14 protein-coding genes are annotated in these 21,358 nt (G+C 59.5%); 1 reads left to right on the top strand and 13 read right to left on the bottom strand.

All coding sequences use genetic code 11. The annotated features are described in order from the left end of the window. The 13 genes from ACSQ17_RS12075 to ompR all read right to left on the bottom strand — a co-directional run bounded on the left by ACSQ17_RS12075 (window position 1) and on the right by ompR (window position 18,656). Window positions 1-1,539 carry a lipopolysaccharide biosynthesis protein gene (locus tag ACSQ17_RS12075; RefSeq protein WP_436068813.1) on the bottom strand — a complete coding sequence of 513 codons (1,539 nt, stop codon included), beginning with the start codon at window positions 1,537-1,539 and terminating at the stop codon, window positions 1-3. Between the two features lie 3 nt (window positions 1,540-1,542). Beyond that, a complete protein-coding gene (gene wecC, locus ACSQ17_RS12070) occupies window positions 1,543-2,829 on the bottom strand; it encodes a UDP-N-acetyl-D-mannosamine dehydrogenase (RefSeq protein WP_436068811.1) in 1,287 nt (428 codons plus the stop codon). 95 nt (window positions 2,830-2,924) lie between these two features. Beyond that, window positions 2,925-4,046, bottom strand: coding sequence for a non-hydrolyzing UDP-N-acetylglucosamine 2-epimerase (wecB, locus tag ACSQ17_RS12065; RefSeq protein WP_436068809.1), 1,122 nt, complete (start codon window positions 4,044-4,046; stop codon window positions 2,925-2,927). Between the two features lie 142 nt (window positions 4,047-4,188). Further along, complete coding sequence (locus tag ACSQ17_RS12060) at window positions 4,189-5,577, bottom strand: undecaprenyl-phosphate glucose phosphotransferase (RefSeq protein ID WP_436068807.1); 1,389 nt, start codon at window positions 5,575-5,577, stop codon at window positions 4,189-4,191. Window positions 5,578-5,772: 195 nt separating this feature from the next. Next, window positions 5,773-6,534: a hypothetical protein gene (locus tag ACSQ17_RS12055; RefSeq protein ID WP_436068805.1), complete on the bottom strand. Its 762-nt coding sequence runs from the start codon at window positions 6,532-6,534 to the stop codon at window positions 5,773-5,775. Continuing rightward, window positions 6,531-7,256 carry a tyrosine-protein phosphatase gene (locus ACSQ17_RS12050; protein ID WP_436068803.1) on the bottom strand — a complete coding sequence of 242 codons (726 nt, stop codon included), beginning with the start codon at window positions 7,254-7,256 and terminating at the stop codon, window positions 6,531-6,533. The genes ACSQ17_RS12055 and ACSQ17_RS12050 overlap by 4 nt, the downstream gene beginning before the upstream one ends. A gap of 98 nt (window positions 7,257-7,354) precedes the next feature. Further along, on the bottom strand, window positions 7,355-9,595 hold the full coding sequence (locus ACSQ17_RS12045) for a GumC family protein (protein WP_436068801.1): 2,241 nt from the start codon (window positions 9,593-9,595) through the stop codon (window positions 7,355-7,357). 101 nt (window positions 9,596-9,696) lie between these two features. Continuing rightward, on the bottom strand, window positions 9,697-10,236 hold the full coding sequence (locus tag ACSQ17_RS12040; RefSeq protein ID WP_436068799.1) for a polysaccharide biosynthesis/export family protein: 540 nt from the start codon (window positions 10,234-10,236) through the stop codon (window positions 9,697-9,699). A gap of 77 nt (window positions 10,237-10,313) precedes the next feature. Then, complete coding sequence (locus ACSQ17_RS12035) at window positions 10,314-11,477, bottom strand: outer membrane beta-barrel protein (protein WP_436068797.1); 1,164 nt, start codon at window positions 11,475-11,477, stop codon at window positions 10,314-10,316. Window positions 11,478-11,587: 110 nt separating this feature from the next. Then, the gene (locus tag ACSQ17_RS12030) at window positions 11,588-12,079 is read right to left on the bottom strand and encodes a hypothetical protein (RefSeq protein WP_436068795.1); all 492 of its coding nucleotides are present in this window, start codon (window positions 12,077-12,079) and stop codon (window positions 11,588-11,590) included. 590 nt (window positions 12,080-12,669) lie between these two features. Further along, window positions 12,670-16,446 (bottom strand): EAL domain-containing protein, encoded by a 3,777-nt coding sequence (locus ACSQ17_RS12025; protein WP_436068793.1) that lies wholly within the window; start codon window positions 16,444-16,446, stop codon window positions 12,670-12,672. 66 nt (window positions 16,447-16,512) lie between these two features. Next, window positions 16,513-17,826: an ATP-binding protein gene (locus ACSQ17_RS12020; RefSeq protein ID WP_436068791.1), complete on the bottom strand. Its 1,314-nt coding sequence runs from the start codon at window positions 17,824-17,826 to the stop codon at window positions 16,513-16,515. Window positions 17,827-17,921: 95 nt separating this feature from the next. After that, on the bottom strand, window positions 17,922-18,656 hold the full coding sequence (ompR, locus tag ACSQ17_RS12015) for an osmolarity response regulator transcription factor OmpR (RefSeq protein ID WP_233683281.1): 735 nt from the start codon (window positions 18,654-18,656) through the stop codon (window positions 17,922-17,924). A 225-nt stretch (window positions 18,657-18,881) separates the two neighbouring features. Between ompR and ACSQ17_RS12010 the strand changes: the two genes are divergently transcribed. Then, complete coding sequence (locus ACSQ17_RS12010) at window positions 18,882-21,209, top strand: Tex family protein (protein WP_436068788.1); 2,328 nt, start codon at window positions 18,882-18,884, stop codon at window positions 21,207-21,209. Window positions 21,210-21,358 lie beyond the last annotated feature (149 nt).

Genomic DNA, 21,358 nt, shown 5'->3' with positions numbered 1-21,358 from the left:
TTAACGCTGCCCTGTGAAGATTTTATTTTTCAGTTTTATTGCTAGTAGTGACGCTGCTCTCCGCTCTTCATTGTTAAGTCCGAGCGTGAATATACCTAACACGGCTAGGCTGCAGCTTGTCACTGTGTTGATGCATAACTGGAGAAAGCTGTCTGCGACTGGCATATTCAGTGCCAGGTTGATGGCGGTGACTGCTGCAGCTGTAATTAATGAGCGCGCGAGAACGCTAGATGCATAGGCTTTGATATCTAGGCTAATTAGGAATTTAAGGATTATTAATCTTGCAATGAATGCAGCTAAGCCTATGCCTATAATAGCGTAAATGGCCATTTCTGGTTTTGACCATTTAATTAAAAGAATATAGGTGATGGGTAGTGTTAAGAGCAGCATGCCGCCAATGATTGTTTGATAGGCACGAATATGGCCTGTTGCCTGCGCAGATGTCATCAGCGGGCCAGAAAAGGCTTCGATCAGCGAGGCGATTATTGTCAATTGAAGAAAAATCGCTGTGTAGGGCGGTACGTTGACCAGCCAAGTATCAAGCAGGGTTTGTGTGTTCAGTAAGACTGGAAGTGCAAGCGTAAATAGGATGAAAAAATTATATTTGGAGGCTTGGAATAAAAGCCTGTGCATTGCAGCTTTTTCACCGCTAGCGTAAAGCTTGATTATTTGAGGGTTGATAGCAGCTTGCACGTTGACAATAAAGTTATTCAGTGCGCCATTTGCCTGAAGTGATATGCTTCTCCCGGCATTAACTGCGGGGCCGAAGAAGATGTTGAGCAGTACATTGGAGCCTTGGGTTGATAGCGCGGAAGCCAAGTTACCCCAGGTATTCCATGCACTATATCCGAGCATTGTACGGAATTGCTTTGAGTGCCATTCCCAGTGCGATTTAATATGGGGGAATAGCCGTTTATTTGATATTGTGTACATTGCCAGGGTAATCAGGCTGACCAGTAGTAGTAAGCCAGCATAGGTAACGAGTTTATCACTGCTTAAGTGCTGTAGTGCGATGACGGCAACCAATTTCAGCAGTACATCGAGCATGCCTATGATGGAAAAAATTCCCATCCGCTCGTGGGCCATCAATAGGGCGGTAAAGGGTACAGTGATTACGCTGATGGCAAAACTGGCAATCGCCAGATGATATGCCCAGAGCGCAGAATCCATTCGACCCGATGGAATAGTCAACTGTGTTACGACAAACCAGTAGCCTGCAGTTTCTGCTGTGATTGCAATTAAAAGTGCCAGCAGGATGTGTATTATAATGCTGGTATTGAATATGCGGTTAAGATCTTTTCCGCCAGACTCCCCTAGGTCAAAGGCAAAGTAACGCTGTGTGGCGGCGGTCATTGCCCCTTGCATAAAACCGAGCAAAGCGACAAAGCCGGCAACTACATGGTAAATACCGAAGTCTTCCACGCCCAGCACGGCCAGAACTACCCTGGAGGTATACAGCGTGACGGCCATTACCAGCAGCATGCGTATATAGAGCATGCCGGTGTTTCGCAGGATGCGTTTGTGGTTGGAGGCTAGCACTTTTCAGCGTGCCTCGAGTACGCCGCGGGTATCCAGCACCTGCTGGCCGACCCGTGCCTGGGCTGCCATGTGTTTGAACTCGCGGTGATCGACCAGAATCAGTTTGATGTTGGCTTGTTCATTGGCTGTTTCTGAGCAGACCAGTTGCAAGTTGCCTTCCAGTTTCTGCGGCAGTGCTTTGATGTTGGGCTCAACGGCTAATACAACACCGGGGTGATCTGCTGCGATCTGCTGAGTAATCGCCAGCGCCGGACTTTCCCGCAAATCATCAATATCCGGCTTAAATGCCAGCCCAAAGCAGGCAATGGTCACGTCCTTCGCGGTTTTATCCGGGTTTTCCATCAGGTATTCCGCAACCGCCTGTTTGACCTTGTTGATCACCCATTCCGGTTTGCTGTCATTTACTTCCCGTGCGGTGCGGATCAGCCGTGCTTCTTCCGGCGTCTTGCTGACGATAAACCAGGGGTCCACGGCAATGCAGTGACCACCTACGCCCGGACCGGGTTGCAGGATATTGACGCGCGGGTGACGGTTGGCCAGGCGGATCAGCTCCCAGACGTTGATGTCCAGTTTGTCGCAGATGATCGACAGCTCGTTGGCAAAAGCGATGTTGACGTCGCGGAAGCTGTTTTCGGTGAGCTTGCACATTTCAGCGGTGCGGGCGTTGGTGATGACGCATTCGCCTTGTACGAAGAGTTTGTACAGGCTGCAGGCGGCTGCCGAGCATTTGGGTGTCATGCCGCCGATCACGCGGTCATTCTGCACCAGTTCGCGCAGTACCTGGCCGGGCAGCACGCGTTCCGGGCAGTAGGCAATGCGAATATCGGAAGCCTCGCCATGGTTCTGCGGAAAGGTCAGGTCTGGCCTGGCTCGCGCCAACCACTCGGCCATCTGCTCGGTGGCGCCGACTGGCGAGGTGGATTCCAGAATAATCAGGTTGCCCTTTTGCAGCACGGGGGCAATGGCATCAGACGCGGCTTCGATAAAGCTCAGGTCTGGCTCGTGCTGGCTTTTTTCCTTGTCGGATAGAAAAGGCGTGGGCACGGCAATCAGAAAGGCATCGGCGGGTTCCGGGGTGGTGGTGGCGCGCAGGTAGCCCTCAGTAACGGCCGCATGCACCAGCATGTCCAGGTCCGGCTCTACGATATGAATCTGTCCCTGGTTGATGGTATCCACGGCCTTCTGGTTTACATCCACACCAATCACGTGTTTTTTGCGAGAGGCAAACACGGCTGCCGTGGGTAGGCCGATATAGCCGAGGCCGATAACGGAAACTGTAGAAAAGGCCATATAACGTCCTTAAAAAATCTGATCAATATTGGCAACTGAGGCTGATGGATCGCGAGCAAGCTCGCTCCTACAAAAGCCAGTGCAGGGCTGGGGTATCAACTATCAGCGTGTAATGCCTCGATGATGCGCAGGCAAGCCTGGCCATCCCCGTAGGGGTTATGGGCATAGCTCATGGCGCGGTAGGCCTCCGCATCCGTCAGCAGGCGGTTAAGCTCGGTGACGATGGTGTCGGTGTCGGTGCCAACCAGTTTCACCGTCCCTGCCGCCACGGCTTCGGGTCGTTCGGTGGTATCGCGCATCACCAGTACCGGTTTGCCTAGCGAGGGTGCCTCCTCCTGAATACCGCCGGAGTCGGTGAGGATGATATGGGAGCGGCTCATCAGGTGGACAAAGGGCAGGTAGTCCAGTGGGGCGATCAGGTGAATATTGTTCACGCCGCTGAGTAGCCGGTTGACAGGCTCGCGCACATTGGGGTTGAGGTGCACGGGATAGACGATATCCACATCCGGGTGCTGCTCGGCGACGGTACGCAGGGCCAGGCAGATACGCTCGAAACCGCCGCCAAAACTTTCACGCCGATGCCCGGTAACCAATATCAGTTTGCGCGCATCGTCGAGAAACGCCGTAGGCTCGGCGGCCTGGGCTTGCAGCGCCGGATCGCGATCCAGGCGCTGAACGACAGCGAGCAGTGCATCAATTACGGTATTGCCGGTTACCAAGATGCTGGCAGGATTTACGCCTTCAGCCAGCAGGTTGGCCTTGGAGGTTTCGGTGGGGGCGAAGTGCAGCTTGGCCAGTACGCCGGTGAGTTTGCGGTTGGCCTCTTCCGGCCAGGGCGAATACAGGTTGCCGGTGCGCAGGCCCGCCTCCACATGCGCTACCGGGATTTGCTGGTAATAGGCGGCAAGGCTGGCAGCAAAGGTGGTGGCGGTGTCGCCGTGTACCAGCACCATATCCGGTTTGAACTCGGCGAAGACAGCCTTAAGCCCCTGCAGGATAGCGGTGGTCACATCCGTAAGGTCTTGCCCGGCGCGCATGATATTGAGGTCGAAGTCGGGCGTGAGGTCGAACAGAGCCAACACTTGATCGAGCATTTCCCGGTGCTGACCGGTTACACAGACCTTGGCCTCAAAGCGTGTATCGGCGGCCAATGCCAAGGCCAGGGGGGCCATTTTGATGGCCTCAGGGCGGGTGCCGAAAATACAGAGGGTCTTCATGGGGTTATGTCTCAAATTGGGTATCGCTGCGGGCTTCTGTCGGCAGCTGTAGCAGAGGGCATGGCTTGGTGCGCCATGCACACGCCATATATGCGTATATGTTGAAGCGCCTATCTAGGAGCTGCAGCCAGCGGCCTCATGGCTAGTAAATATCTTTGCCGAGCAGGGTAAACGGCGTTTTCACCAATATCTTGATATCCAGCCACAGCGACCAGTTGTTGATATAGGTGAGGTCCAGCTCCACGCGCTTTGCCATTTTGTCCAGGGTTTCGGTTTCACCACGGTAGCCGCTGACCTGGGCCAGGCCAGTAATACCGGGCTTGATGCGGTGGCGGGCCATGTAGGCGTCGATCTTGCCGGTGTAGTAGTCGTTGTGCGCCACGGCGTGCGGGCGTGGGCCAACCAGTGACATGCGCCCCTGCAGAACGTTGAACAGCTGCGGCAGTTCGTCGATGGAGGTACGGCGGATAAAACGCCCAACGGCGGTGATGCGCGGGTCTTCACGGGTGGCTTGTTTCACGTCGCCATCATCGTGCAGGCGCATGGAGCGGAACTTCCACACCTTGATGAGCATGCCGTTCCAGCCATGGCGCTGCTGCTTGAACAGCACCGGCCCAGGGGAGCTGAGCTTGACTGCGATGGCGGTGCCCAGCAGTAGCGGGCTCAGGGCGAGAATCGCAAGGAGGGCCAGGCTGCGGTCAAGCACGGCTTTGGTCATGGCTGCCGTTGGGTAGGCGGTTAGCGGGCTCTCATTCAGGTAGATCGCGGGCATGCCTTCGATTTCGCGTACCGAGTGGTTGAGCAGCATCATGCTGCGCAGGTCTGGTAGCCAGACCACGTCTACGCTGGCGTCGAGCAGGTCAACATACAGGCCCTCAATCTGCTCGGCTTCTGTGAGCGGCAGGGCGATATACAGTCGGCGTATCTGGTGGCTGGCGATCAGGTCGCGCAGGTGAGCAATATTGCCGATGATGGGGAAGCGGCTGCTTTCGGTTGCGGGCTTGTCGCTCGCCGCTACCAGGCCGATCAGGGGCTCGCTGCTTCTTTCTATGAGTTTTTCCGCAAGCTCCTGAGCCAGTTCGCCAGTGCCGATAATCAGCGTGTTGCTCTCGGCTTGCAGCTTGTTGTGGTAGAGCTTGAACAGGTGCTGCAGGGGCACATAGAGGCACGCTTGCAGTACATAACCACTTACCCCCCAAACCAGGATGACCTCGCGCGAGAACAGCTCACTGGTTTTGGTGACGAAGGCCCCCACCAGCAATGCCGATAGCAGAATTAGCCAACCAGCGAGCAAGCGGCCGAGGCCGGCCAGGTAGCCCTGTTGCTTGTAGTACACGCGCATTAAGGAATAGATCGGTACAGAGACGAACAAGCTGAACAGCACCAGTACCCGGTAATGCGTTTCTATGTCACCAGTTTTCACCAGGGTCAGGGTGCACAGCAACAGGGTCAGCAGGCTAAATGCGGCCAACCAGTGCACCCAGAAGGTCAGGCCACGGCCTTCGGCCAAGCTGGCGCGCTTGCCGATCATGCTGCTACTGCGCACGGAATTGCGGGCGGGTTGGCTGGCAGGCTTAGCAACGCTCGCCAGTTTGATTGGGGGGCTGTATGGGCTTGCCATGAGCGCCGATGACTTGGCTGTCTGATTCCTTGACACAATTCTCTACCTTTAATGCTTCTCTGCATGCATGACATGCCGGGCAACCCGTAAACCAATGGCACGGGCTCACTCCTGGCAAGCGTCGAGCTTGCGACTGCTGATCATTGACGCCTCCAAGGCGCCACAAAACTCTCCCACCCTGTTGGTGTACTTGGCGGTGTTGAGTAGGTTCTGCGCCTCGGGGGTGCTGTACGCCACGCTACGGCGCACGGATTCCAATGTGGCCTGGCGCTGTGCAGCACTCAGGTGCGGCCATGCTCTGAAGCCGATATCTGCCAGTTCGCGGTTGATCAAGATACGCGTCGGCCCCATGGCAAAAGCCTGTGTCAGGGCGTGGGCAAATTCAGCATCGAACTCCTGCAAAAACAGTTTGCTTTGAGCCACCTTGGCCCAGGTATAGGGCCAAGTCGGGCGTACTTCTAGCGATGCGCGGTAGGCAGCCAAGGCTGAACGTCGGGACTCGGCGGCATGTGCAGCAGCAAAGGGCTGACGGAAGTGTTGCCAGCTGTAGACTCGCCCCAAACGGTCGAGCCGTTCACCATCTGCTACCGGCGATAGCGAGATCGCGCGCTGCGCTGCGGCCTCGGCAACAGCCCAGGCGCGCGCATCGGGCTCAACCCGCGCTTTGCTCCAGGCACCGAGAAAGGCTTCAGCCTGGTAGTCGGCAATACCGGCAAGCAGCAGACGCGCGCCGCTGATGAACAGCAGCAGGGCCAGCAGCAAGGCCAGTAGGGCTAAGCCGATATGGCGAGCACGCGCTGCCTTGGTCATGGCTGGCGCGGCCTTCCTGCGCCGGCTGCTGCCTTCCAGCTGAGCGTTGGCATTCATTGGAAGTGGCTCTGGGCAATCTGCCAGGGTCTTTGACGAACCAGCAGTTCGGCCTGACTCTCGCCGATCAACTCGGCAGCATGCTCAAAGCCTTCGCTGAGTATCGGCGGCCGATAGTCGAGGTTGTGCGCGTCGCTGGCCAGGATGGTGACTACCCCTTCCTCTAGCAAAGCATGGGCAATTTCTTGCGCTGCGGGACCAAAACGCCCAGCAACTGAAGATGCTGTCACCTGCAATAGGCATCCCTGTTGGATAAAGGGTTTGAGCTTGCTGGGGCTGCGCATGATGCCTTTGTTGCGCTCAGGGTGAGCGATCATCGGCACTATATTGCGCTGCAACAGCCAGGCGGTGAGGCGTTCCGCGCCGAAGGGTATCTCGCCATGGGGAAACTCCAGCAGCAAAACCTTCTTGCCTTGCCACTCCCCGAGAAAGGGAATCTGCCCTTGGCCGATACCGAGCATCAGCTCCATGCCGAAACGCACTTCGGCGGCAGCTGCGATCTGCAGCGTAATATTTTCGGCTTTTAGCCCAGCGACCAAGCTGTCACGCGCGGCCATGATACTGGCTGGCGTGTTGTCGTAACGGCCGGGATGGATATGCGGCGTGCAGACCAAGTGCGTGATGCCGTCCTGTGCGGCCACGCGCGCCAGTGCCAGCGCGGTTTCGAGGTCAGGTGCCCCGTCATCGATGCCGGGGAGCAGGTGGCTGTGCAGGTCGATCATTGCGGTCTTTTGATCCTTTGCTTGCCTGGCGCGCTTACGCAGGACTGCCTGACAGAGGGAGCGCCAGGCGCTCCCTAGGCATTGTGTTTAACAGCAGGTCAGGCTTGCTTGGTATTGCTGTAACCGTAGTAGTCGTAATAACCACCATAGCTGTAGCCGTATTTCTTGGCTTTCTTGATGTCCACCTGGTTCAACACGATGCCGCTGACCGGCGCGTTGTTCTGCAGCAACTGGCCAACACCCTTTTCCACCAGTGGGATATGGGTAGCGTCGGACTTGATGACGTAAATCAGCGAATTGGCGAAAGTGGACAGTACGATGGCATCGCTGACCGCCTGGGTGGGCGGGGAGTCGATGATGATGCGCTCGTACTTGCTCTTCAGTACTTCCAGTGCCTTGGCGAAGCGTGGCGACGAGAGCAGTTCCAGCGGGTTCGGCGGCACGGTACCGGCGCCGATCATGTCGATGCCATCTACGTGCTTAACGCACTCATCAAGCTTGGCGGTGCCGGCAATCAGGTTGGCCAGGCCAGGCGTACCCACCGGGAAGTCGAAGCTCTTACCCAGGGTCGGGCGGCGCAAGTCGGCATCGATCAGCAGGACTTTTTCCATCTGCCCAAGGGCGAATGCCAGGTTGACGGAAACGGTACTCTTGCCTTCACCAGGAATCGACGAGGTGATGACCATGACCTTGTGCGGGTGATCAATACCCGAGAGCACAACACCGGTACGGATGGTACGAATCGACTCGGAGAAACTCTTGTCGGTATCGCGGCTGAACATACGCGCCAAGTCGCTGCGCTCACCCTTCTTCATCATCGGCAGAATGCCCAGCACCGGGATATTGAGGCGGCCTTCCACCTCTTCGGTGCTCTTGAAGGTGTTGTTCAGGGCTTCCAGCAGCAGAGTCAGACCTACACCGACAAAACCCGCCAGCAGTGCGGCAATCAGTACGATCAAGCCTTTTCTCGGCTTCACTGGCTTGCTCGGCACCACAGCCTGATCGACCACGCGAGCGTTGGCGGACTCCAGGTCGGAGGTGGCGGCAGTTTCTTTCAGGCGGGTCATAAAGGTGTCGTACAGAGCGCGGTTGGATTCAACCTCGCGCTGCAGTTCACGCAATTTGAATTCTTTGCGTGAGATGTCCTGAATCTGCGTCTTGTTCTTGTTGAACGAAGCCTGCAGGGAGTTCTCGTTAGCGGCGGCCAGCTGGTAGGTACGCTCGATACCGGCAACCACTTGTTCAACCTGGCCACGCAGGCTGGCGGAAGCAGCACTGAGGTCAGATCGAGCAGCTTCCATCGCCGGGTGGCGGGCACCATAGCGACGCGACATTTCTTCGTATTTGGCTTTGGCCTTGGCTTCTTCAGCCTTGAACTGCTGGATCAGCGGATGCCCCAGCACAGCCGGAATACTCGCCAAACGCTCCCAGCCACCGCCACGCATGGCTTGCACTTGACGGTACTGGCTTTCGGCCTCGGCACGCTGACGCCGTGCATCAATCATGCGCTCGCCTGTCAGGCTCAGTTCGGCAGCGCTGATGGTGCTAACGCCCTGCACGTCCACCAGGTTCTCTGCTTCACGGTAGGCTTGCAGACGGTCTTCAGCCACTTTCAGCTTCTCGCGCAGCTCACCCAGACGGCTGTTCATCCAGTTGGTAGCGGTCAGCGACATGTCCATGGTCGCTTCCAGCTGGCTTTCGATAAAGCCGTTGGCCAGTGCGTTTGCAGCACGAGCGGACATGCGCGCATCAGCCATATCGACCTGCACCTTCACCAGCTGGCTTTTGCCTTGCGGTTCGATGCTGATGCGTTCCATAAACTCTTTAGTGACTTCGTCGAAGATTTCCGCTTCGGTGGCGTCCAGACCTGCTTCCAGATCCTCGGGCAGGGTAACTGGCACGGCCTGGTTGAAATCGAAATTAGCGAACAGCGCCTTGAAATCGATCAACGGCTCAGGCTGCTGGCGCGGGTCGAACTCAGGGTGGGTGGTCAGGTTCAGCTGACGGACTACACGTTCGGCCAGTGCACGCGACTTGAGCAGTTCAAACTGGGTTTGCAGGTATTCATTACCTGCGCCGTCCAGACCATAAACCTGTTCGATGGAAACGACTTTGGCGCTCTTCTGCTCAATCAGCAGTGTGGCTGCAGCCCGGTAAATCGGCGTAATGGAAAATACGACGAGAATGGCCACCATGCTGACGACCAGCACGAGGGTCATGATGCTCCACTTGCGACGCCAGATGGTCTGCCACAGTTTGAGCAGATCAATCTCGTCGTCACTCTCATCCTGGCGCAAAGCGCTCTGGTTGCGCTCGATGATCTGAGTATTACTTTCCATGATTGGGGAAACTCTAAAAAGTTAAAGGCATACAGGGTGCAACGCGGGCAGCCGAGCTCAGACGCAGGCCATGTCGCCACGTCGCCAATTAAGCTGCACGCTTAGAAAAAGCCTTGGTCGATGGTGATGGTATCGCCCGGCATTACCAGGGTATCCAGAGTCGCATTCTCTGGAGTGCGGCTGGCATTGCTGTCGCGAATAATGGTGATGCGGTTGGCCGACGCACGCTCGGTCAAACCACCCGCCAGGGCAACCGCACGACGCAGGGTCAACCCCGGCTGGAACGGGTAGCCGCCCGGTGTTTTCACTTCACCACTGATATAGAACTCGCGGTATTGCAGGACGCTGACAGATACCCGCGGGTCGACTAGGTAATCGCCTTTAAGCTTAGCGACGATCATCTGCTCAATTTCGGCGGCGGTTTTACCCCGGGCCTGCACCTCGCCGATAAATGGGTAGGAAAAAGTTCCCGCGTCGGTCAGCCGAAGCTCTTCGAAGCTGAGATCTGCTTCACCAAAAACGTTGATGCGAATGACATCCCCAGAAGCCAATTTGTAGGTGGAGTTGCCTTCTGCGTATACAGCGCTGCTGTTGATTAGCAGCATGCCAAGGATCAGGCTGATAAAAATGCGGATGACCATATGGCTAAATTGCTCTTGAAAATCGTGGGCGACAAAGGTAGGGGCCGAAGCCCCCCCGACCACTTTGTTGATTGCTGTTACAGACTGGCTGTAGCGCTGATCGAGAAGATATTGCGCTCATAGCTTTCGCCAGCAACAGACGAGTCGTTCTCGGAGTACTTGTAACCCACGCCGATATCCAGCCAGCGACGCATCTCATAAGTCAGACCCAGACCGAATGTATCGATCTTGTCGGTACGACGAATGTCCTGGTACTCGTTGTCGGTGTAGGTGTAGCTGACGTTGGAGCTAAGGCGGTCAAGCCACTCGTGGTTCCAGCTCAGCGTGGTGCTCTGAGACTCAATGGAGCTTGCACCATTGTCACCCTCGTCGAGACCGCGACGGGTATTCAAGCCAAAGGTAGAGTAGGTGCGCGGCGCCCACTCGACACCGACTTCCCACATGCTGCCGCTCTTGTCGTCGATGCTGGAGTCATCAAAACGCTTCTTTTCGCCACCGAACTTCACGGTACCGGTGGTCTTGGCTGTGGCTTCCCAGGTCAGACCCGCCAACAAAGCAACGTTGTTGCTGTTTAAACGGGTGTTGCTGACATAGTCGTAGTCGGTGTGACGTGCTTCGACCAGGGCCTTGGTCTTCGGTGCAACGCGGTAGTAGAAAATGCTGTTGAGCGCAGTGGTATCACGCTCTTTGTCGGCATTCAGGTTGTCGCCGTTCTGGTAGCGCAGTTCTTGGTAGTTGGCGCCGACGTCGACTTGCGTGCGAGCAGTACGCGCACCGAAGGTGTACACGCCGCCCACATTGGCAGTGGTGTACTTGTCGTTTTCAACGTTCTGATCCTGAGAGGCGGTTTCTTCGATCTTGTGATAACCGGCAGCCAGCTTTAGACGGTTACGCGAATCGAACTCAAAGCCCGCATCCGCTGTCAGATGGTGGTCAGTGTTGTCGTCAGCGTGACTCGAATGAAAAATATCGGTATTGGCCGAGTAAGTGAGTGCATACGCACTTTTACGGCCTTCAGCGGCAAGTTTGAAGGTCGGCGTAATGCCGGTAATCCACGACGATTCTTCGTTGTTTTCCACTGCACGGAAGTTGTCGTCGTAGCGCTCGCTTACCTGCAGGGTGGGCGTGAACGTCAAACCATCGGACAGTTTGATGCTTTGCGGCTCAAGCGCCCAAGCATTGGCGCACAGCGCAGCCGAAACAGCAGCAGCCAGCGAACTTGCCTTGAATTTCATACTCATAAGAGACCTCGGTGGTTTCCATAACTGTAGTTTTGTCAGGGCCTCTGACAAAACAATGCCGGCACTCGGGAGTGCCAGCATCTGTGCTGATTAAGCTGCGAAGCAACCGATTAGTTAGGGCTGCCGCTGGTGCTGCCGCTGCTGCTGCCACCGCCGCCACTAACGTTCGGTACGCTGGACGTGTTGTTGCTGACACCACTATTGGTGGCGACTACGCCCGATTGGCTCACGGCATTGCTGACCGCAGCGCTGATGGCCTCAGCCTGACCCGGCGCAGCATTGGCGGAGGCGGCGGCGGAGATGGCGGTGGCCTGAGTCGGGGCGGCGGTGGCGGCAGCAGTGGCGATGGCGACGGCCATGCCAGGATTAGCCTTGACGGCGGCGGCAACGATGGAGCCGGCGGCGTCCGGATTGGCGGCTACCAGTTGACCGACTACCGCGGCAATCGCGGCTTCGCCTTCGGCTGCAAGCACAGCTGCCACCTGAGCCTCGGTCATGGCGAGGCCGGCATTCTGCAGTGCGGCAAGGGTGACTTGGTCGGCGAAAGCGTGGCCGGAAGCCAGTGCTACTGCCAAGGTGATGCTGGAAAGGGTTTTACGCATATCGAACGTCCTCATTGGATATTGCTAGTTTTGCTGCCCCTTTCTGCACGGGCAGTCGTATTGGTAACGTGCGGCGTTGCCCAACCTAGACCGGACAACCTGTCTCAAATTAAAGCCGAGCCAAACGCACGGATATCCGGCTGGCGGTATAGCCAGATCACCCGAAGCCTTCAAGCCACATAGCCGCACATTGCAGTGCACTAGCTGCTTCCCTGCACTGCAAGACAAAAAGCCTGTGTGGCTTTTTAACATCGCGAGGCTTACCGGTAAACCTTTAAGCAAACGAGCAGCTGCAAGCGACTGTTATAAATCTTTTCGGTTTAGGCACGCTGCGAACGCGCAGGCGCGACTTGACGACCCGAGCGAGAAAACCGCCGGGGCTAGAAAACTATAAAGTTGATCTGTATCGATCCATCACTGCGGGCATCTTGTGCGACGCCACTATCCTCTTGAATTCCATATCATTTTTTACTGAAACTGCTGCAAAACAACTGAGGCATTGGCATACCTCATCTGCAATTTGGCGCCAGTATACCGACTCACCACTCTCCGTCGAGGTTTTCGCGATACACAACGACCACTGGTCAACCCTAGTGCCATTCGTGATGTGCCGCCAGCCAAGCCAAAAATTGCTCTTCGCGTAGCGGCCGACTGAAATGGTAACCCTGCCCCAGCGAGCAGCCATGCTGGCGCAGGCAGTCGAGCTGCCACTGGCTTTCGATACCTTCGGCCACGCATTCCAGGCCCAGGTTGCGGGCGATCACCAGAATAGTCTGCACCAGCATCAGGCCGCTGCCATCTTCACCGTCCATGTCCCAGGTAAAGCTGCGGTCGATCTTCAAGCGGTCCAGCGGCAGACGCTTGAGGTAGGTCAGTGAGGAATAGCCAGTGCCGAAGTCGTCGATGGCGAAACGCACGCCGAGCGCCTTGAGCGCCTGCATATTGCTGATGCACTGCTCAACATCTTCCAGCAGCACGCCCTCGGTAATCTCCAACTCCAGCGCCGTGGCCGGAACCTGATGACGCTGCAGGCACTCGCGGACCCGCGTCACGCAGCTGCGCTGGCGCAATTCGCGTGGGCTGAGATTGACCGCCAGAACCAGCTGCGGCCACTGCGGTAGCCAGCGCGCAAGCGTTGCACAGGCCTGCTCCAGCACCCAGCCACCCAGTTCCTCGATCAGCCCGGTTTCTTCGGCCAACGGGATAAAGTCCGCCGGCATGATCTCGCCACGCTCCGGGTGCACCCAACGCAGCAACACCTCGGCGCCGGCCACTCGCTCGGTACTCAGGGCCAACTGCGGCTGGAACACCAGGTACAACTGGTTGCGCTGTACGGCCTGGCGCAACTCGCTTTGCAGTTGCAGGCGCTGGTCGATAGCCGCCTGCATCTCCGGGGCGAAGAAATGCAGCGCATTGCGTCCGCCCTGTTTGGCCCGGTACATCGCAGTGTCTGCCTGCTTCAGCACATCCGAGGCCCGCTGGCTGCCAAACGGATGCAGGGCGATGCCGATACTGGCACTGATGGACAGCTCATGGCCGTCGATCCAGCAGGTGCCGACCAGGCTTTTCAGCAGTTTCTCGGCCGTGATCGCGGCGGACTCGGCGGCCAGCTGCGGGTTGCTGTCGAGCCCTTCGAGCAGCACCACAAATTCGTCGCCGCCCATCCGCGCCAGGGTGTCTTCCGCGCGCAGGCCGCTGGCCAGCCGTGCCGTGACTTCGCGCAAAAGACCGTCGCCGACCAGGTGACCCAGGCTGTCGTTGACCGTCTTGAAGTGATCCAGGTCGATAAACAGCAAGGCGCCCAGGGTGTTCTCGCGCAGCTCGCGGTCCATGGCATGTTGCAGGCGGTCGAGCAGCAGGCGCCGGTTGGGCAGCCCGGTAAGTTCATCACTGAAGGCCAGCCGCTCGATCTCACGCTGATAACGCTGCCGCTCGGAAATATCGGTGACGCTGCCGCGAATCAGCACCGGCTCGCCCGGCATGCGCACCAGACGAACCTCACAGGGAATCTGCCGACCAGCGCTGTCACGGTGCAGCCATTCAAAGACCGGCGCCTCACCGGCCATCGCACGTTGCAAATAAACCCGACCCAGTTCGGCCGTCAGTTGGCCATCGGCCTGCTTGCCTGGGCTCAGGTCAAACACGCGCTTGCTGGCAATTTCTTCACGGCTATAGCGCAGCAGGCGCAAGGCATTCTCGTTGCACTCGACCAGCGTGCCGTGCAGGTCAAACAGCATGATCGCTTCCGGCGCGTTCTCGACGATGGTGCGGTAGCGCGCTTCGGCCTGCAGGCGCTCGCTGATGTCTTCCACCAGCAACAGGAACATGCGCACCCGCCCGGTGCTGTGGCGCACGGCGCGCAGGCTAACGCGGGTATGCACCAGGCTGCCGTCGGCGCGGCGAAAACGTTTCTCCAGTTCAAAGCCTTCACGCTCACCGCTGAGCACCTGATCCAGTAGCGGCTGTTCGACCAGCAGATCTTCGTCCAGCGACAGGCTCTCCCAACTGCTGGCCAGCAGTTGCTCGCGACTGCAATCGAGGATGCTGCACAGTTTGTGGTTGACCTCTTCCCAGGCAAAAGTCGGACTGGTCAGGGCCATGCCAATCAGTGGTGCCTCAAAGAACAGCCGCAGCCGCTCGTCGCGCTCGCGTAGCTGCTGCTCGGCATACTTGCGCGCACTGACATCCTGCAGCGCGCCATACACCCGCACCAGTTCACTGCCATCGCGCTCGCTGATGCCCCGGATGCGCAACCAGCGCGTCTTGCCCTTGGCGGTAAGCAGGCGCACCTCGAAATCGAACTGCTCCTGACCCGACACCAGTTGCTGCAGGGTCTGCTCGGCCAGCACACGGCCGCCGGCATCCAGGTAACTCAGTGCTTCGTTGAGGTCGGGCGTACCGTTTTTCGGGTCCAGCTCGTAGATCCGGAAGCAGCCAGCGCTCCAGTCCATGGTCTGCTGCGGCATGTTCAGCACCCAGCCGCCGAGGTTGGCGATGTGCTCGGTCTGACTGAACAGGTAACTCTGCTTGAGCAGTTCGTCACTCTGCAGGCGCACCTGGCTGGCCAGTTGCTCGCGAGCCGTCACATCACTCTGCAACGCAACATAATGGCTGATGCCCTGCTCGTCGCGCATCGGCGCCAGGGTCAGTTCGTTCCAGAACTGCTGGCCATCCTTGCGGTAACTGCGTAACACCACATCGCAGGCCACGCCATCACGCACCGCCTGTTGCAAACGGCTGACCCCCTGCTGCTGATGGTCATCACGCAGCAGAAAGTTCCAGTTGTTGCCCAGGGTTTCCGCACGGCTGTAGCCGGTGATCTGCTCGAAGGCCGGGTTGCAGTAGATCAGCGGCAAGGAGGGCTGACGCGCATCGGCGATGATCACCCCCAGCGGGCTGGCTTCCAGTGCCAGATTGGCCAGGGCCAGCTGTTGCTGCATCTGCGCACTGCGCGCCAGGGCCTGGCGCAAGTCACTGAGGCTGCGCCCCACCAGCAGGGCGGCGATCATGAACAGCAACACGCTGAAGTGCAGCTCCAGGCGCTGCGGGTCGAGCCATGCCTCGGTATCGCCCAGGCCGCGCAACAGCGGCAGGATCAACACCATCAGCACGCTCAATATGGCCCCACATACGCCGCCGGCAAAGCCCCAGACCAGAGCCAGGCCCAGCATCATCACGCCCAGCAGCGGCAAGTTCAGGATCAACGGCAATACGCCGAGCAGCCAGGGCAAGCCCAGCAGCAAGAGCAGCAACAACGGCCAGGGCGGTAACTGCCGCAGCACCTGGGGCACCTGTTCACTACCGGCAAGCGCGCGGCCGCGTAGCCAGCCATGCCGCCGTAGCCAGGGCGTGAGGTATACCAGCAGCGGAATGGCCAGCGCCAGCGCAGTCAGGCTGTCGACCAGCCATAGCGTCATGCTGCCGGACGGCAGCATCGACAGCGGAATATGCCCGGTCAGCCAGAGATTGCCCTGCACTCCAATCGCCATGGGGATGGCCGGGAGCAACACGCCCAGCAGCATCAGGCGCAGCAGGTGGCCAAGATCAGGCAGCGCCGGGTCGAATGGACGCAACCGTAACAGCAGCCAGGCCAGGGTTACCCCGAGGGTTTCCGGGATGGCATAGAGCGGCGCCAAGCGCCAGTCCAGGCCCCAAAGCGGCATACAAAGCAGCGCATTGAGGTACACCGCCAGCAACACCCGCGGCCCCCACCAGAGCACCAACACCAGGGCCAGAGCAAATGGCAGGTACCAGAGCGCCGCCCCGTCAGTGAATTGGGTCGCCAGGGAAAACCAGGTGGCAATATGGAGCAGTGGCAGCGGCAGCAACCAAGTCCATGCAGAAAGGCGGGCTGGAACGACAGGCATGCTGACCTCATGTCATGGCGCTGATAGAGCATAGTTCAGCGCAACGATGACAGTATGCCAGCGGCCCTAGACGGCGTCGCGCGGCAACAGCAGGCCCAGCGGCAGGCATACCCGGGCTTCCAGGCCACCGCCGGAGCGGTTGCGCAACTCGACACTGCCACCGTGCAGCGCCGCAATGCGCTTGACGATGGCCAGGCCCAGGCCCGCGCCCTGTCCACCGCGGGCACGGTCGCCGCGAATAAAGGGATTGAAGATGCTGCCCAGCTCGGCCGGGTCAATCCCCGTACCGCGATCCAGCACGCTGAGCACCACGTAGGGTGCGCTGTGATCGCTCGACAGGGAAACCGCCACCTCGACGGCATTGCAGCCGTAGCGCAGGGCGTTTTCGATCAAGTTGACCAGCAGGCGCTTGAGCGACACCCGACGCAGGGGGAAGGCCGGCACGGGCTCCAGGCACAGGCGCACCATTTCCTGCTTCTGGTTGTAGGGCGCCACCACCTCGCGGATCAGCTCCAGCAGGTCGAGCTGCTCCAGCGGCTCATCACGGCCATCGCGGATAAAGGCGAGGAACTGGTCGAGAATGGCGTCCATGTCCTCGATATCGCGCACCATATCCTCGGTCAGTTCCGAATCGGTGTTGAGGAACTCCATGGACAGGCGCAGACGGGTCAGCGGTGTACGCAGGTCATGCGACACCCCGGCCAGCATCAGTTCACGCTCACGGGCGGCCTGCTCAACATCCTCGGCCATCTGGTTGAACGCACGGTATACCTCAGTCATTTCGCTCGGCGTATCGCCGACCGGCAGGCGCACGCTGCGGCCTTTACCGAGTTGCCGCGCAGCGAACACCAGGCGTTTCAGCGGCGCATTGAGCTGACGCACGAAAATCCACGCCGCCGCCGTCGACAACAGGCCGATGGCAAGGAACCAGCCGAGCACGCTCCAGATCCGCTGACCACGCAGCGGGTGCGGGTACAGCGGCACCCTGAGCCAGTCGCTGCCCAGGCTCGGCGCATGCACCCAGAGCGCCGGCGGGCTCTTGGCGCGCACCCGCACCTCAGTGTCCGGGCCTAGCTCGGTGCGCATCTGCCGCTCGAAAATCTCGCTGTAAGGCCAGTGCTGCTCGGTGGCCGGTACCTGCTCATGTGGCACACGGGTCAGCCCGGCGGCCTCGGCGATGGTGGCGCGGTCTTCCGGGTCCGCCGCCCAGTAAGCACGCAGGGTCAGCGCCGCGCCGTGGCTGTATTGCCGATCCACCAGCACGTCCTCGTTCATCATCAGATAAACCAGGGTCAGCGCCTTGGAGAACAGCACCACGATCAGCACCAGCCACAGCGTGCGAGCGAAGAAGCTTTGCGGGAACCAGAGAGGGGTTTTCATAGGTCTTTACTGGAGTATGTAGGAGCGGGCCAAGCCCGCGAATGGACTGCGGATCGCGGGCATGGCCCGCTCCTACGCCGGATAAAATGATGTGCTTACTTATTGCCGTCCGGCACAAACACATACCCCACGCCCCAGACCGTCTGGATATAGCGCGGTTTCGACGGATCCGGCTCAATCAGCCGACGCAGGCGGGAAATCTGCACGTCGATGGAGCGCTCCAGGGCGTCCCACTCGCGGCCACGGGCCAGGTTCATCAGCTTGTCGCGGGTCAGCGGCTCACGGGCGTGCTGCACCAGCGCCTTGAGCACGGCGAACTCGCCTGTGGTGAGCATGTGCACTTCCTCACCTTTCTTCAGCTCGCGGGTCGCCAGAGACAATTCATAGTCGCCGAAACTCACGCTTTCATCTTCGCTACCCGGCGCGCCCGGCACGACCGGCGCCTGACGGCGCAGCACGGCCTTGATCCGTGCCAGCAGCTCGCGTGGGTTGAATGGTTTGGCCAGGTAATCGTCAGCGCCCAGCTCCAGGCCCTGGATCCGGCTGGCTTCATCGCCCTTGGCGGTGAGCATGATGATCGGCACCTGGTTGTTCGCCTCGCGCAGGCGGCGGCAGGCGGACAGGCCGTCCTCACCCGGCAGCATCAGGTCGAGCACCACCAGGTTGAACAGCTCGCGAGCCAACAGGCGATCCATCTGCTCGACGTTTTCCACCGCACGCACGCGGTAGCCCTGCTCGTCGAAAAAGCGTTCGAGCAGGCGACGCAGGCGCGCGTCGTCATCGACGATAAGGATTTTCTCGCCTTCAACGGGAAGTGCAGTGCTGCTCATTCAGGGCTCCTTGTCCAGGCATCCGCCGGGCGCGGACGCGCTGGCAGTGTGCAATAGCCGGCATTATGGCTCAGGAGCCATGGCCGACGGGTAAGCCATTGTTAGCAGATTTTTCCCGGACGGGTTCCCGGTGCGTTGCCGGGCAGTGTTTATAATGCGCGGCTTTCGTGCCTGGCCCGTGCTCTGCGTGGCCGGTTTTTCGTTTCCGTGTGGGTAGCTTTTCCTATGCTCAGCATCAACAACCGCATCGCCGAAGAACTGGGCGTACGCCCGCAACAGGTCGCCGCCGCCGTGGCGCTGCTCGACGAAGGCTCTACCGTGCCGTTTATCGCGCGCTACCGCAAAGAGGTCACCGGCAGCCTCGACGACACCCAGCTGCGCACCCTGGAAGAGCGCCTGCGCTACCTGCGCGAACTGGACGAGCGCCGCGCCAGCATCCTCGCCAGCATCGAGGAACAGGGCAAACTGACCCCCGAGCTGAGCCGCGAAATCAACCTGGCCGACACCAAGACGCGCCTGGAAGACCTCTACCTGCCGTTCAAACAAAAGCGCCGCACCAAGGGCCAGATTGCCCTGGAAGCCGGCCTCGGCGAGCTGGCCGACGCGCTGTTTAACGACCCGACACTGACGCCGGAAAGCGAAGCCGAGCGTTTTATCGATGCCGACAAAGGCTTTGCCGACGTCAAGGCCGTGCTCGAAGGCGCCAAATACATCCTCATGGAGCGCTTCGCCGAGGACGCCAACCTGCTGGCCAGCCTGCGCAGCTTCCTCAAGGACAACGCCACCCTCAGCGCCCGCGTAGTCGCCGGCAAAGAGAACGAAGGGGCCAAGTTCCGCGATTACTTCGAGCACGACGAGAAGCTCAAGGGCGCCCCGTCGCATCGCGCCCTGGCGATTTTCCGCGGACGTAACGAGGGCATCCTCAGCGCCAGCCTGAAAGTTGGCGACGAGCTGCCGGGCACGATGCACCCGTGCGAAAGCATGATCGGCGAGCGCTTCGGCATTAGCGCCCGTGGCCGCGCCGCCGATAAATGGCTGGGTGAAGTGGTGCGCTGGACCTGGAAGGTCAAACTCTACACCCACCTGGAAACCGACCTGTTCGGCGAACTGCGCGAAACAGCAGAAGACGAAGCAATCAACGTCTTCGCCCGCAACCTGCATGACCTGCTGCTGGCCGCACCGGCCGGCCCGCGCGCCACCCTGGCACTCGATCCGGGCCTGCGCACCGGCTGCAAGGTGGCCGTGGTCGATGCCACCGGCAAGGTACTGGAAACCGCCACTGTCTACCCACACGCGCCGCGCAACGACTGGGACGGCACCCTGGCGATCCTTGCCAAGCTCTGCGCCAAGCACAGTGTCGACCTGATCTCCATCGGCAACGGCACCGCCAGCCGCGAGACCGACAAGCTGGCCCTGGAGCTGATCAAGAAGCTGCCAGGCCTGAACCTGACCAAAGTGATGGTCAGTGAAGCCGGCGCCTCGGTGTATTCCGCCTCCGAGCTGGCGGCCAAGGAATTCCCGGATATGGATGTGTCGCTGCGTGGCGCGGTGTCCATCGCCCGTCGCCTGCAGGACCCGCTGGCCGAGCTGGTGAAGATCGACCCGAAATCCATCGGCGTCGGCCAGTATCAGCACGACGTGTCGCAGCTCAAGCTCGCGCGCTCGCTGGATGCGGTAGTCGAGGACTGCGTAAACGCCGTCGGCGTCGATGTGAATACCGCCTCCGCCGCGCTGCTGGCGCGTATCTCCGGGCTGAACGCGACCCTGGCGCAGAATATCGTCGCCTTCCGCGACGCCAACGGCGCGTTCAAGAGCCGCAGCGACCTGAAGAAGGTGCCGCGCCTGGGCGACAAGACCTTCGAGCAGGCCGCCGGCTTCCTGCGCGTAATGAACGGCGACAACCCGCTGGACGCCTCCGCCGTACACCCGGAAACCTACCCGCTGGTGCAGCGTATTGCTGCCGACACCGGCCGCGATATCCGTTCGCTGATCGGTGACTCGGCCTTCCTCAAGCGCCTCGACCCGAAGCAGTTCACCGACGAGAAATTCGGTCTGGTGACCATTGGCGATATCCTGAGCGAGCTGGAAAAACCCGGCCGCGACCCGCGCCCGGAATTCAAGACGGCCGAGTTCCAGGAAGGCGTGGAAACCCTCAGCGACCTCAAACTGGGGATGATGCTCGAAGGCGTGGTGACCAACGTGACCAACTTCGGCGCCTTCGTCGATATCGGCGTGCACCAGGACGGCCTGGTGCATATCTCGGCGCTGTCGGAGAAGTTCATCAAGGACCCACACGAAGCGGTCAAAGCCGGCGACGTGGTCAAGGTCAAGGTGATGGAAGTCGACATCCCACGCAACCGCATTGCCCTGTCGATGCGCATGAGCGATACCCCGGGCGAGAAAATCGAAGGCCCGCGTGGCGGTCAATCCAGAGGTGGCAAACCCGCCGGTAATGCACCGCGCAGCGAACGCCATTCCAGCCAGGACAAACCGGCACCGGCCAGCGGCGGCATGGCGGCGCTGTTTGCCAATGCCAAACAGCTGAAGAAATAAGCCCATCGCCAATCCGTAGGGTGCGCCGTGCGCACCGCTCAACGCGCACTGCTGGTGCGCACGGCGCACCCTACGAGCCCGACACTGCAACGTTGCGTCGCCCTGACGCAAAAGCACTGCGCCCAGCTATAACCTTCTTCACCCGCGCC

Origin of the sequence: Pseudomonas sp. LjRoot71, assembly GCF_964253255.1 — a bacterium.
Classification (GTDB): Bacteria; Pseudomonadota; Gammaproteobacteria; order Pseudomonadales; family Pseudomonadaceae; genus Aquipseudomonas.
Note: the sequence above shows the minus strand (reverse complement) of the source record. Positions and strands in the feature narration are given on the sequence as shown.

Coding starts and splice junctions, on each gene's coding strand:
- wecC (WP_436068811.1), bottom strand. CDS start 2,829: ATGGCCTTTTCTACAGTTTCCGTTATCGGCCTCGGCTATATCGGCCTA.
- wecB (WP_436068809.1), bottom strand. CDS start 4,046: ATGAAGACCCTCTGTATTTTCGGCACCCGCCCTGAGGCCATCAAAATG.
- ACSQ17_RS12060 (WP_436068807.1), bottom strand. CDS start 5,577: ATGATCGGCAAGCGCGCCAGCTTGGCCGAAGGCCGTGGCCTGACCTTC.
- ACSQ17_RS12055 (WP_436068805.1), bottom strand. CDS start 6,534: ATGAATGCCAACGCTCAGCTGGAAGGCAGCAGCCGGCGCAGGAAGGCC.
- ACSQ17_RS12050 (WP_436068803.1), bottom strand. CDS start 7,256: ATGATCGACCTGCACAGCCACCTGCTCCCCGGCATCGATGACGGGGCA.
- ACSQ17_RS12045 (WP_436068801.1), bottom strand. CDS start 9,595: ATGGAAAGTAATACTCAGATCATCGAGCGCAACCAGAGCGCTTTGCGC.
- ACSQ17_RS12040 (WP_436068799.1), bottom strand. CDS start 10,236: ATGGTCATCCGCATTTTTATCAGCCTGATCCTTGGCATGCTGCTAATC.
- ACSQ17_RS12035 (WP_436068797.1), bottom strand. CDS start 11,477: ATGAGTATGAAATTCAAGGCAAGTTCGCTGGCTGCTGCTGTTTCGGCT.
- ACSQ17_RS12030 (WP_436068795.1), bottom strand. CDS start 12,079: ATGCGTAAAACCCTTTCCAGCATCACCTTGGCAGTAGCACTGGCTTCC.
- ACSQ17_RS12025 (WP_436068793.1), bottom strand. CDS start 16,446: ATGCCTGTCGTTCCAGCCCGCCTTTCTGCATGGACTTGGTTGCTGCCG.
- ACSQ17_RS12020 (WP_436068791.1), bottom strand. CDS start 17,826: ATGAAAACCCCTCTCTGGTTCCCGCAAAGCTTCTTCGCTCGCACGCTG.
- ompR (WP_233683281.1), bottom strand. CDS start 18,656: ATGAGCAGCACTGCACTTCCCGTTGAAGGCGAGAAAATCCTTATCGTC.
- ACSQ17_RS12010 (WP_436068788.1), top strand. CDS start 18,882: ATGCTCAGCATCAACAACCGCATCGCCGAAGAACTGGGCGTACGCCCG.